Consider the following 12,741-nt stretch of genomic DNA (forward strand, 5'->3'; position numbering starts at 1 on the left):
GCGATGCCGGACCTGGATTCCAGCGTGACCCTGCTGCTCCCGGCCGCCGCTCGGCTGGGGCGACAGCGCCTGTCCGCGGCCTGCGCGAAGCGCCTGGGGCGCGGCGACCCGGTGCCCGCCGGCGAGGCGGGCAGGCGCGCGCAGCTGCTGCGGCATTTCCCGCTGCGCGGCGAGGGCTGGCCGATCGCGGCGCTGTCGCGGCAGGCCGAGCTCGGCGATGCCGCCGGTGCGGCGTGGCTGCGCGCCGACCCGGTCTGGCTGCGCCCGGACATCAACGGCGTGCGCCTGCTGGCGCACGGCGATGCGCTGGGACTGGCGCGCGCCGACAGTGACGAGCTGCTGTCGGCACTGCGTCCGCTGTTCGGCGATGCCGGGTTCATGCTCGACGCCCCGCATCCGGCGCGCTGGTACCTGCGCCTGCCGGCGGAGACGCGCCTGCCGGTGTTTTCCGACCCCGGCGACGCGCTGGGCGAGGACATCTTCGAACACCTGGACATCAGCCCCGAGGCGCGGCGCTGGCGCACGCTGGCCAGCGAGGCGCAGGTGACGCTGCACCACCATCCCCTCAATGCGCGACGCGCGGCGCGCGGCCAGTCGCCGGTCAACGCGCTGTGGTTCTGGGGCGGCGGTCGCCTGCCGGCCGCTGCGTCCGGCCAAGGCACCACCGGCTTCAGCGGCGACGACAGCGCGCGCGCCCTTGCCTCGGCCGGCGGCCGCGGGGCCGACCTGCCGGAGCGCTTCGCGGGCGAGCCGGGCGTGTACGACCTCGAGGGCACGCGCGACCTCGCGTGGATCGAAAGCGGGTGGCTGGCACCGGCGCTGGATGCGCTGCGCGCGGGCGGCATCGCGGCGCTGCACCTGGACGATGCCGATGGCTGGCGCTTCTGCCTGCGTCGCGGGCAGGCGCTGCGCATCTGGCGCGCCCCGCTGGCCTGGCCGGCGCAGTGACGCCCGTCCGCAGGATCCGGCGCCGCGCGCTTGCGGACGGCGCTGACGCCGCGGCGTCGTGGCCGGCCGACATCCCGCCGCTGCTGCGCCGCATCTATGCCGCCCGCGGCGCGCACGACGCCGATGCCGCGCGCCCGCGGCTGGCCGGCCTGCTGCCGCCCGACGGCCTGCTCGACCTCGATCGCGCCACGGCGCTGCTGGCCGCTGCGATCGAGGGTGGCCGCCGCATCCTGGTGGTGGGCGACTTCGATGCCGACGGCGCCACCGCCTGCGCCCTCGCAGTGCGCGGCCTGCGCATGCTCGGCGCGGGCGACGTGCTGCACGCCGTTCCCAACCGCATGGTGCACGGCTATGGCCTGTCGACCGCGCTGGTGGCGGAACTGGCGCCGCTGCGCCCCGACCTGCTGGTGACCGTGGACCACGGCATCGCCTGCCATGCCGGTATCGAGGCCGCCCGGGCCCTGGGTTGGCAGGTGCTGGTCACCGACCACCACCTGCCCGGCGAGCGGCTGCCGGCGGCCGACGCCATCGTCAATCCGAACCGCGAGGGTGACGGCTTCGGCAGCAAGATGCTGGCCGGCGTGGGCGTCATGTTCTACGTGCTGCTGGCGCTCCGCGCGCGACTGCGCGACGAGGGCCGGCTGGAAGGCAAGGGGCCGGAGCTTGCGCAGCTGCTGGACCTGGTCGCCGTCGGCACCGTGGCCGACCTGGTGCCGCTGGACGCCAACAACCGCGCCCTGGTCGCGGCCGGCCTGCGCCGCCTGCGCGCGGGGCAGGGCTGCGCCGGGCTCAAGGCGCTGGTGGAGGTGTCCGGCCGCCGCGCGGAGCTGCTGTCCGCGGCGGACATCGGCTTCGCCGTCGGGCCGCGCCTGAACGCCGCCGGGCGCCTGGAGGACATGGCGCTCGGCATCGAATGCCTGCTGTGTGACGATCCGGCGCGGGCACGCGAACTGGCGGTCCAGCTTGACACGATCAACCGCGAACGCCGCAACGTGCAGCAGGCGATGCTGGACGAAGCCGAGCGCGCGCTCACGACGCAGGCGCTCGACGCGATGGGGCAGGGCGATGGGAGCAAGGCCGCGGCCTGCGCCTTCGATCCGGGCTGGCATCCGGGCGTGGTCGGGCTGGTGGCGTCGAAGCTCAAGGAGCGGTTGCACCGGCCGGTGGTCGCGTTCGCGCCGTCCGAACCCGGCAGCGCCAGCCTGCGCGGCTCGGCACGCTCGATCCCGGGCTTCCACGTGCGCGATGCCCTGGCCGCGATCGATGCGCGTCATCCCGGGCTGATCGAACGCTTCGGCGGCCATGCCATGGCGGCCGGCCTGACGCTGGACGCCGCGCGCCTGGACGCCTTCCAGGCCGCGTTCCAGGCCCATGCCGCCGCGACGCTGGATGCCGCCGCGCTGCAGGCCACCCTCGACAGCGACGGCGCGCTGGCCCCGCACGAGTTCGACCGTTTCCACGCCGAGGCCCTGCGCGATGGCGGCCCCTGGGGCCAGGCCTTTCCCGAGCCGCTGTTCGACGGCGAGTTCGAGGTGGCCGACTGGCGCGTGGTGGGCGAGCGCCACCTGCGCATGACCCTGCGTGCCGAGGGCCTGAGGACGCCGCTGGCCGCGATCCAGTTCGGCGCCTGGCGCGGCGAACCTCCGCCGGGCCGCGCGCGCCTGGCCTACCGCCTGCAGCCGGATGACTACCGCGGCGGGGACGCGATCCAGCTGCTGGTCGAACACCTCGAGGCCTGCTGAGCGCGGCCGCATTCAGGGGGCTATCGCGGACCGCGGAGCCGATTGATAATCGCGCACCGCCTGCGCGCCCGCGCCGGCCACCGATCGAGGGAATCGCACATGGCTCCACGCTCAACCGCGCTCACGCTGGCGATCCTCGCCATGTTCTCCGGCATGGCCACGGCGGCCACGCCGACGTCGCCGCTGGCCGTGGGCCAGCCCGTACGGGGCGAGATCACCAGCGCCGATGCCATGAACTGGCGCGACGGCAGCCGCAGCGAGCTGTACGCCATCAGCCTGGCCGCCGACGAAGGCGTGCGCTTCGAGGTCACGGGCCCGCTGGATGCGCAGCTGTCGCTGTTCCGCGACGGCGAACTGGTGCAGGCCTCGGCCGAGGGCCCCGACGACGCCAGCCTCGCCGTGCGCGCGCCGCGGGCCGGCCGCTACGTGCTGGCCGTGAGTGGCCGCGATGCTTCGGCCTATGGCCCGTACACGCTGAGCGCCACGGCCATGCAGGTGTATGCCGGCGGCGAGCTCGCGCCGGGGGCGACGATCACCGACTGGGCGCAGTCGCCGCGCACCATCCCGCTGCGCATCACCGAGCCCGGCATGTACCGCATCCGCATGGCGTCCGACGACTTCGACACCGTGCTGTCGCTGGAGGGCGAGGGCGTGTCGCTGCGCAGCGACGATTCCGAAGGCAGCAACTCGATGCTGACCACCCGGCTCGCGCCCGGGATCTACAGCCTGCGCGCCTCCGGCTTCCAGGACAGCATCGACGGCCAGTACGAACTCTCGGTGGCCAGCCATGCGCTGCCGGAAGGCGTCGAGCCGGCCGTCGACGGCGAACTCGTGCCGGGCCGCGAGGTCACCGCCCTCTACCAGGGCCAGCCGGTGACCTATCGCCTGCGACTGGACGGCCGCCATCTGCTCGAACTCGACATGCGCAGCAACGAGATCGATCCCGGCCTGCAGCTGCTGGGCAACGGCGTGGAGCTCGAGGACGACGACTCCGGCGAGCGGCTCGACGCGCGCATCGCCACCGTGCTGGAGCCGGGCGAATACACCGTCCGCGCCTCGGCCTTCGATACCGGCGCCGGCGTGTTCACCCTGTCCGCGGCGCTGTCCGACGTTCCGGCGGATGCCGGCGGCGGCGCGCTGCGGGTCGGGCAGCCGCGCGACGCGCGACTGATCGGGGGGACCTCGGACCGCTACACCTTCAGCGTCCCGCGCGCCGGCGACCACGTGGTCGAGATGTCCGCCGGCGAGGGCCTCGACAGCCACCTGCGCCTGTTCCGCGATGGCGAGGAGATCGCCGCGGACGACGACAGCGGTGGTGGCCTGGACGCGCGCATCGAACAGCACCTGCCGGCCGGGGACTACGTGCTCGAAGCATCGTCGCTGGGCGGCGGCGAGGGCGGTCGCTACCGCATCGGCGTGCGGCGGCGCTGAACGGCCGGTTCGGCGGTTGGGGCGGCGAACCACCGCCCCCGCGCTTGCACGTCGCCTTCCGTCTCTCGCCCGACGACTACCGCGGCGGAGATGCCATCCAGCTCGTTGTCGAGTACCGGGAAGCCTGGCGACTGGGTCTGGGCGGAAGTCCGAAGAAGGGGCGCAGCCAGCGGATGCGGGCGATGACCCGCATATGCAGGATGGCGCAGCCGGCAATGGTGCCCGTGCCCACCAGGAGTGGCTCGAGCCACGGCCCCAGCGCCAGCGGTGAGAGCGAGAACGCCAGGGGCACGATCAGGCTCTGGTGCAGCACATACCAGGGAAACACCGCCTCACGTGCGCTCGGCAGCCACTGGAATGGGCGGTCGAGCAGAGTGCGGCTCCAGCCGAAGATCGCCAGCAGCGCGGTCCAGGCGTAGGTCGCCCGGGCCATGCGCTCGATCATGGCCCAGTCCACGCGCAGCGCCCAGGCGGGGATGTCGCCGGGCGGAAGGTAGCGACCGGCTGCACGCAGGGACAGTTCGAGGCTGATGGCCAGCAGCGCCAGCGCCAGCGTCGTCCGGCGCATGGCGACCAGGCCGGTCCAGAAGCGCGCCTCGCCTGCGACCAGCCAGCCCGCGGCGAAGAAGAACAGGTATTTGGCGTGTGCGTACCAGTCGCCGACCAGCGCATGGGTCTCGGGCCAGCGCGGCATCAACCACCAGAGGCCGGCGAACAGCCAGGCCGAGGGGACCAGCACCCAGAAGATGCGGGGGCGGTCGAACAGCCAGTTTCGCAGCCGCGTTCCAGCGGCCGACTCCAGCACCGGCGTCAGCGCCAGCAGCAGCATGCTGTAGGTCCAGACATAGGCCAGGTACCAGAGATGGTTCCAGGTGATTCCATACTCGGCGCCGGACCAGCCGCCGCCCGCCCAGGGTCGCAGCTGCAGGTAGCGGGCCATGAACGCGCCGAAGTCCGGCTCGATCGCGCCGTTGCCGAGTGCTTCGCAGTAGGCCTGGACCGGGACGATCGCCAGCATCCCGAACAGAAGCGGAAGCAGCAGTCTCCAGCTGCGTGACAGCGCCAGTCGCCAGCCCGGACGTGCGGCCATGGCCAGGCCCAGGGCGATGCCGGAGATCATGAACAGCAGCGGCATCCGCCAGCGGTTGAGCGCGATCATCGGCCACTGCAGCCATTCCGCCTGGTAGGTGCTCTTGGCGTGGTAGCCCCATTCGGCGACGTAGACCATGCCGAGGTGATAGGCGATCAGCAGGGCGAAAGCGAAGACGCGGAGCGCGTCGATATCGTGGCGTCTGGGCATCGGTCTGGCCGGCGAAAGGACGGTCGAGCATTGATCGTGATGCCTGCTGGTGCCAGCGCAAAGTGGCACTGCGACGGGGTTTTGGGCCGAACCGCGGAACTGGGGGACGAGCCGTGGAGCGGGTATCGGCGGCGTCGATACAATTTCGTCATGCACCGATCCGATGCCGGACCTGCCCGCGAGCCGCAGGACTTCTGGACCCGCCACCGGCCCTGGCAGCGCCCCTTCGAGATCGCGATCTGGGTGCTGGTGTTCGGCATCGCCGCGGCGGCCAACGTCGCGGTGATCCTGATCGATGCCCATCGCGATGGCCTGCATGTGCAGGCCTGGCAGCCGGTGGTGGAGGAGGGCAGCAGTGCGCTGGCGTCGCTGCTGCTGGTGCCGTCGCTGCTGTGGCTGTGCGAGCGCTGGCCCCTGCACGCCGGAACCTGGGCCCGGCGCCTGCCGGTGTACGCGGCCGCCAGTCTTGTCTGGTCGTTGTTGCACGTGGCCGGCATGGTGCTGGTCCGCAACTTCGCCTAAGCCCTGGCGGGCGACAGCTACAGCTTCGACTGGTGGATCGGCCTGCCTTACGAGTACATCAAGGACGTGCAGACTTTTGCCCTGATCGTGTCCGTCGCCCACGGCTACAGCTGGCTCTGGCGGCGGCTGCACGGGGAGGCGCACGTGCTCGGGCGCCCGGACCCCGGCGTTCCGGCTCCCGCCGACGAGCACGAAGAACGTCCGGACCGCTTCCTGGTGCGCAAACTGAGACGCGACTTCCTGGTCGCCGCGGCGGACATCGAGTGGCTCAAGGCGGCAGGCAACTACGTCAATCTGCACGTGGCCGGGCGCGACTATCCCCTGCGCAGCACCATGGCGGGCATCGAGGCGCGGCTGGATCCGGCCCGCTTCGTCCGCATCCATCGCAGCCATATCGTCAACCTCGAGCGGGTCGCCTCGATCGAGCCGCTCGACAGCGGCGACGCCCGCGTTCATCTGGTCGACGGCACCGAACTGCCGTGCAGCCGCAGTTACCGCGAGGCGCTGCGCGGGCGCGCCTTTCCGGGAGCGCCGCAGCGGACCGCCTGAGCGCGCACGGCGGCATCCCGGTCCCGGCGCCGGAATTGCTAGAATCCGCCTCTTTCCAAGCGGATCGACCGGCAGATGATGGAGCTCAATCCCGTCCGCCAGCGCATCGCCGACCTCAAGGGTCGGCTGGATGCGCTGAGGGGGTTTCTTTGACTACGACACCAAGCGCGAGCGGCTCGAGGAAGTAGAGCGCGAGCTCGAGAACCCGGACGTCTGGAACGACCCCGAGCGCGCGCAGGCGCTGGGGCGCGAGCGCTCGACGCTCGACAAGACCGTCAACGGCATCCGCGACCTGACCGACGGCCTGGTGGGGGCGGCCGAGCTGCTGGACCTGGCCGAGGCCGAAGACGACGCGGAGACCGCGGAAGCGGTCGAGGCGGATGTCGAGCGCCTGTCGGCGCAGGTGGAGAAGCTCGAGTTCCAGCGCATGTTCTCCGGCAAGATGGACTCGACCAACGCCTTCCTGGACATCCAGGCCGGGGCCGGCGGCACCGAGGCCCAGGACTGGGCCGAGATCCTGCTGCGCATGTACCTGCGCTGGGCCGAGAGCCGCGGCTGGAAGACCGAGATCATGGAGGCCAGCGGCGGCGACGTTGCCGGCATCAAGTCGGCCACGGTGCGCGTGGAGGGCGACTTCGCCTACGGCTGGCTGAAGACCGAGACCGGCGTGCACCGCCTGGTGCGCAAGTCTCCGTTTGACTCCGACAACCGCCGCCACACCAGCTTCACCTCGGTGTTCGTGTCGCCGGAAGTCGACGATTCGATCGACATCCAGATCAACCCGGCCGACCTCAAGACCGACGTCTACCGCTCGTCCGGCGCCGGCGGCCAGCACGTCAACAAGACCGAGTCGGCGGTGCGCATCACGCACGTGCCCACCGGCATCGTGGTCGCCTGCCAGACCGGCCGCAGCCAGCACTCCAACCGCGACACCGCGATGAAGATGCTGGCGGCCAAGCTGTACGAGCTCGAGATGCAGAAGCGCAACGCCGAGCGCGACGCGGTGGAAGCCACCAAGTCCGACATCGGCTGGGGCAGCCAGATCCGCAACTACGTGCTCGACCAGAGCCGCATCAAGGATCTGCGCACCGGCATCGAGCGTTCGGACACGCAGAACGTGCTCGATGGCGACCTCGACGAGTTCATCGAGGCCAGCCTGAAGTCGGGGCTGGAAGTGGGCGCGAAGCGCATCGACGCTGTTTGATCGCGGAAGTGTTCGCAGCTATAGCTGCTCCTGCAGCCGCGCCGCCGCCACTGTAGGAGCAGCTAAAGCTGCGACCCGCACCCGCGACACGCTCCCAGCCCCCCCCTGATTCCACAGATCCCGCAGCCCCCGAGACCCGCATGACCACCCCCGCCCAGCCCCAGCCCGCCGCCGACGACAACAGCCTCATCGCCGAGCGCCGCGGCAAACTGGCCGCGCTGCGCGGGCAGGGCGTCGCCTTCCCCAACGACTTCCGTCGTACCGACCACGCCGGCGACCTGCAGGACGAGTACGCCGACGCCGAGGCCTGGACCGCCGAGGCCCTCGAGGCCAGCGGCCGCCGGGTCGCCGTGGCGGGCCGCATGCTCGCCAAGCGGGTCATGGGCAAGGCCGCGTTCGCCCAGGTCCAGGACGTGAGCGGGCGGCTGCAGCTGTTCCTGCAGTCCAATGCCCTGGGCGAGGCCTACGACGCCTTCAAGGGCTGGGACGTGGGCGACATCGTGGCCGCCGAGGGCGTGCTCACGCGCACCCGCACCGGCGAGCTGTCGGTGAAGGTCGACGCGCTGCGCCTGCTGACCAAGTCGCTGCGGCCGCTGCCGGACAAGTGGCACGGCCTTGCCGACGTCGAGCAGCGCTACCGCCAGCGCTACGTCGACCTGATCGTGAACCCCGAGGCGCGCGAGGTGTTCGTGGTGCGCTCGAAGGTGGTCGCGGCGATGCGCCGCTGGCTCGACGCGCGCCGCTTCCTCGAAGTGGAGACGCCGATGATGCATTACATCGCCGGCGGCGCCACCGCGCGTCCGTTCACCACCCACCACAACGCGCTCGACCTCGAGCTGTACCTGCGCGTGGCGCCCGAGCTGTACCTGAAGCGGCTGGTCGTGGGCGGCTTCGAGCGCGTGTACGAGATCAACCGCAACTTCCGCAATGAAGGCGTCAGCACCCGCCACAACCCCGAGTTCACGATGCTCGAGCTGTACGAGGCCTACGCCACGTACACCCAGGTCATGGACCTGACCGAGGCGATGATCCGCGACGTGGCGCTCGAGGCCACCGGTGGCACGCGCTTCGGCTGGGACGGCCATGACATCGACCTGGCTCCGGCCTTCCGCCGCTGGCGCATGGACGACGCCGTGCGCGAGCTCAACCCCGGCATCAGCGCCGCCGACTGTCGCGACCGTGACGCACTGGCGGCCCATTGCGAGCGCCTCGGCGTGCGCACGAAGCCGTCCTGGGGCTGGGGCAAGCTGCTGCTGGAGATCTTCGAGGCGACCGTCGAGGAGGGTCTGGTGCAGCCGACCTTCATCACCCACTACCCGGTGGAGGTCTCGCCGCTGGCGCGCGAGTCGGACACCGAACCCGGCATCACCGACCGCTTCGAGCTGTTCATCGGCGGCAAGGAGATGGCCAACGGGTTCTCCGAGCTCAACGATCCCGAGGACCAGGCCGCGCGCTTCCGCGCCCAGGTCGAGGCCAAGGCCGGCGGCGACGACGAGGCCATGCACTACGACGCCGACTACATCCGCGCGCTCGAGGTCGGCATGCCGCCCACCGGCGGACTCGGCGTCGGCATCGACCGCCTGGTCATGCTGCTGACCGGCTCGGCCTCGATCCGCGACGTGCTGCTGTTCCCCTACATGCGCCCCCAGGCGGCGCCCGAGTGACGCAGGGGGCCGGGAAGTGCCCGACCGGGCCGGGAACTGACGTATCCTCGGTCGCCTGGGCCCCGCATCCGCGGGCCGGGGGCGGGCACGCGGCCTGCATGCAGCGGTCCGGGGGCGGCGCCCGACGCCCTGCGCGATGCGAGGGAACATGAACCGGTGAACATCGTCATCGTCGACGACCAGACCTCGGCACGCACGATGCTGCGGCACATCCTCGAGGACATCAGTCCCGAGCTGGAGGTGCTCGACTTCAGCGACCCGCAGGAAGCCCTGCGCTGGTGCGAGGACAATCGCGCCGACCTGCTGCTGCTCGATTACCGGATGCCGGTGATGGACGGGCTGGAGTTCGCGCGCCGCTTCCGGCGTCCGCTGCGACACCGCGACGTGCCGATCGTGCTGGTGACCGTGGTCGGCGACGAACCCATCCGCCAGGCCGCACTGGATGCCGGCGTGATCGACTTCCTGGTCAAACCGGTGCGCCCGCGCGAGCTGCGCGCACGCTGCCGCAACCTGCTGCAGCTCAGGCAGCAGGCCGAGTCGGTCAAGCAGCGTGCGCTGTCGCTCGAGCAGCGGCTGCTGTCGAGCATGCACGAGGTCGAGGAGCGCGAGCGGGAGACGCTGACGCGGCTCGCGCGCGCCATCGCCTACCGCGACGCCGGCACCAGCGCCAACCTCGCGCGGCTGGCGGCGGTGGCCGGCATCGTCGCCGAGGGCCTGGGCCTGGGCGAGGACGAGGTGCGCACCATCGAGCTGGCCGCGCCGCTGCACGACATCGGCAAGATCGCGATCCCCGACGCCGTGCTGCTCAAGCCCGGCGCGCTGGACGCGGACGAGCTCGCGGTGATGCGCCGGCATCCGGAGATCGGCCACGAGCTGCTCAAGGACAGCCAGAACCGCTTCGTGCAGATGGGCGCGACGATCGCGCTGCGCCACCAGGAGCGCTACGACGGCAGCGGGTACCCGGGCGGCCTGAAGGGCGAGGAGATCCCGCTGGAGGCGCGGATCGTGGCGGTGGCGGACGTGTTCGACGCGCTGCTGTCGGAGCGGCCGTACAAGCGCGCCTGGAGCATGGACGAAACCCTGGACTTCATCGTCCGCGAGAGCGGGCGCCTGTTCGACCCGCGCTGCGTGGACGCCCTCGTGGCCAGCCGCGCGCGCGTCGAGGAGGCCTGCGAGCGCTATGCGGCGGATGTCGCCCGCGGCGGCGATGCCGGGCCGGTGGGGGACTGACGCCGTGCCGCCGGTCCTGCCATGGATCAGGGCCCGGCTGGCCAACCGGCCGGATACCGAGCACGGCCAGGCGCTGGTGCGCATGGCGATGCTGGTGCTCATCACCGCCTACCTGCAGCTGGTGGTCAGCGGCCGGCCGGAGGTGGCGCAGCAGCTGCGGCTGTCGCAGATCCTGATGGCGGTGGAGTTCGGCATCGGCCTGCTGATCCTGGGCTGGCTGCTGGCGCGTCCCGGTGTCTCCTATCCGCGCCGCGTGCTCGGGATGGTGGCCGACTACAGCCTGATGGGCGTCGGCCTGTACCTGCTCGGCGACCTGCTGGCGTGGATGTACGTGGTGATCCTGTGGGTCACGGTCGGCAACGGCCTGCGCTTCGGGCCGCGCTGGCTGTACCTGGCGATCGGCTTCGCCGCGGTGTCGTTCGGCACCGCGCTGGCGATCACGCCGTACTGGCAGCAGAACCTGTGGCTGGGCGCCGGGCTGCTGGTCGGGCTGGCCGCGGTGCCGCTGTACCTGAGCTCGCTGCTGCGCCAGCTGGTCCAGGCCAAGGAGGCGGCGCAGGCGGCCAACCGCGCCAAGAGCCGCTTCCTGGCCAATATCAGCCACGAGCTGCGCACACCGCTCAACGGCATCCTCGGCATGTCCGAGCTGCTGGCGGCCACGCCGCTCAGCGCCGAACAGCGTGACAGCTCGGAGGTGATCCGGACCTCGGCGCGCGCGCTGCAGATGCTGGTGGACGAGGTGCTGGACCTGTCCAGTCTGGAGGCGGGCAAGTTCCGCCGCAGCGACGCCGACTTCCCGCTCGACGAACTGATCCGCGGCATCGGCCTGATGCTGCAGCCCGGGGCGCATGCCAAGGGCCTGGCCTTCGACACACACCTGGGCGACGGCGTTCCGGCCCACCTGCACGGCGACGGCAACCACCTGCGCCACGTGCTGGTGAACCTGCTGTCGAACGCGATCAAGTTCACCGACGCCGGGCGGGTCTCGCTGGAGGTGGAGCGGCTGCCGCGCGACGAGGCCCGCATCTGGCTGCGCTTCTCGGTGCGCGACACCGGCATCGGCATCCCGGTCCCGGCGCAGGCGCGGATCTTCGAGGCCTTCGAGCAGGCCGACGACGGCCTGGAACGACGCTACGGCGGCACCGGCCTCGGCACGACCATCGCCAAGGCCCTGGTCGAGCAGCTCGGCGGCAGCATCGGCCTCGAGAGCCACGCCGGCATCGGCTCGCATTTCTGGGTGGACCTGCCGTTCGCGGCCGCGACGCCCGTGGCCGCGGGCGATGGCGGCAACGTCATCGCCTTCAGCGATCCCTTCGTCCGCCACCGCGCGCGCGTGCGTCCGCTGCGGGTGCTGGTGGCCGACGACCAGGCCGCCAACCTGATGGTCATGCGCAAGCTGCTGGAGAAGGCGGGGCACCGGCCGCAGGTCGTCGACGATGGCGAAGAAGTGCTGGCCGCACTCGAGGCGCAGGACTTCGACGTGGTGATCATCGACCTGCACATGCCGGGGGGCAGCGGGCTGGAGGTGCTCAAGCAGGCCCGTTTCCTGGAGGCCGGCCGCAGGCGCACGCCCTTCATCGTGCTCACGGCCGACGCTACGCCGGAGGCGCGCGCGGACTGCGAGCGGGCCGGCGCCCATGCCTTCATGACCAAGCCGGTGGTCGTGGACCGCCTGCTGGAGCGGCTGGCCGCGATCGCCGACGGCGAGGCTCCGGCGGCCGCCGGCGCCGCAGCGGCGGACGTCGCCGGGCAGGGGAATGGCAGCGTCATCTCCCAGCACATCCTCGACGAGCTGCGCGAGATGGGCCTGGGCGACGAGTTCGTGCAGCGCTTCCTGGGCGAGTGCGCGCGCGACGCGCGCAAGTGCCTGGCCGACATGGAGGCCGCGGGCGCTGCGGCGCGCTGGGATGGCTTCAGGGACGCCTGCCACGCGCTGAAGGGCGCGGCCGGCAACATGGGCGCGGTGCGCGTTTCCGAAACCGCGTCCGACGGCATGCGCATGCCCACCGACGGGCTGGTCCGCGAGTGGAGCCGCATGGTCCGGCTGATGCGCCAGCAGCTGGAGCAGGCGCTGGCGGCGCTGCGCGCACGCGGCGACCTGGCCCGGGGCGATGCCGCCACCGGGCCTGACAGCGCCTGAAGGGGGCCAGC

Annotated in this window: 8 protein-coding genes and 1 pseudogene; 8 read left to right on the forward strand and 1 reads right to left on the reverse strand. The window is 71.7% G+C overall.

The genetic code is table 11. The annotated features are described in order from the left end of the window. The first annotated feature begins 24 nt into the window (after positions 1–24). The 3 genes from IE168_RS03255 to IE168_RS03265 all read left to right on the forward strand — a co-directional run bounded on the left by IE168_RS03255 (position 25) and on the right by IE168_RS03265 (position 4,121). Entirely contained in the window at positions 25–948 is a 924-nt protein-coding gene (locus IE168_RS03255) for a phosphoglycerate mutase (protein WP_189495169.1), read from the forward strand. Then, the gene (gene recJ, locus IE168_RS03260; protein ID WP_189495171.1) at positions 945–2,690 is read left to right on the forward strand and encodes a single-stranded-DNA-specific exonuclease RecJ; all 1,746 of its coding nucleotides are present in this window, start codon (positions 945–947) and stop codon (positions 2,688–2,690) included. The genes IE168_RS03255 and recJ overlap by 4 nt, the downstream gene beginning before the upstream one ends. Before the next feature lie 99 nt (positions 2,691–2,789). Continuing rightward, the gene (locus IE168_RS03265; protein WP_189495173.1) at positions 2,790–4,121 is read left to right on the forward strand and encodes a hypothetical protein; all 1,332 of its coding nucleotides are present in this window, start codon (positions 2,790–2,792) and stop codon (positions 4,119–4,121) included. Positions 4,122–4,197: 76 nt separating this feature from the next. Here IE168_RS03265 and IE168_RS03270 read toward each other — a convergent pair whose 3' ends face one another. Then, a complete protein-coding gene (locus IE168_RS03270; RefSeq protein WP_189495175.1) occupies positions 4,198–5,421 on the reverse strand; it encodes an acyltransferase family protein in 1,224 nt (407 codons plus the stop codon). Between the two features lie 150 nt (positions 5,422–5,571). Between IE168_RS03270 and IE168_RS03275 the strand changes: the two are divergent. The 5 genes and pseudogenes from IE168_RS03275 to IE168_RS03295 all read left to right on the forward strand — a co-directional run bounded on the left by IE168_RS03275 (position 5,572) and on the right by IE168_RS03295 (position 12,730). Beyond that, a pseudogene (locus tag IE168_RS03275) lies at positions 5,572–6,492 on the forward strand (LytTR family DNA-binding domain-containing protein). A 75-nt stretch (positions 6,493–6,567) separates the two neighbouring features. Next, a protein-coding gene (prfB, locus tag IE168_RS03280; RefSeq protein WP_189495177.1) for a peptide chain release factor 2 occupies positions 6,568–7,696 on the forward strand; the annotation gives its coding sequence in 2 pieces (ribosomal slippage) (positions 6,568–6,642 and positions 6,644–7,696; 1,128 coding nt in all). 140 nt (positions 7,697–7,836) lie between these two features. Continuing rightward, on the forward strand, positions 7,837–9,360 hold the full coding sequence (gene lysS, locus IE168_RS03285; protein ID WP_189495179.1) for a lysine--tRNA ligase: 1,524 nt from the start codon (positions 7,837–7,839) through the stop codon (positions 9,358–9,360). Between the two features lie 156 nt (positions 9,361–9,516). Beyond that, positions 9,517–10,590, forward strand: a complete 1,074-nt coding sequence (locus tag IE168_RS03290) for an HD domain-containing phosphohydrolase (protein ID WP_189495181.1) — start codon at positions 9,517–9,519, stop codon at positions 10,588–10,590. A gap of 4 nt (positions 10,591–10,594) precedes the next feature. After that, the gene (locus IE168_RS03295) at positions 10,595–12,730 is read left to right on the forward strand and encodes an ATP-binding protein (RefSeq protein ID WP_229823045.1); all 2,136 of its coding nucleotides are present in this window, start codon (positions 10,595–10,597) and stop codon (positions 12,728–12,730) included. The last annotated feature ends 11 nt before the right edge of the window (positions 12,731–12,741 follow it).

It is taken from the genome of Luteimonas padinae, from assembly GCF_014652935.1.
In the GTDB taxonomy this organism is placed as follows: Bacteria; Pseudomonadota; Gammaproteobacteria; order Xanthomonadales; family Xanthomonadaceae; genus Luteimonas; species Luteimonas padinae.

Coding starts and splice junctions, on each gene's coding strand:
- IE168_RS03265 (WP_189495173.1), top strand. CDS start 2,790: ATGGCTCCACGCTCAACCGCGCTCACGCTGGCGATCCTCGCCATGTTC.
- IE168_RS03270 (WP_189495175.1), bottom strand. CDS start 5,421: ATGCCCAGACGCCACGATATCGACGCGCTCCGCGTCTTCGCTTTCGCC.
- lysS (WP_189495179.1), top strand. CDS start 7,837: ATGACCACCCCCGCCCAGCCCCAGCCCGCCGCCGACGACAACAGCCTC.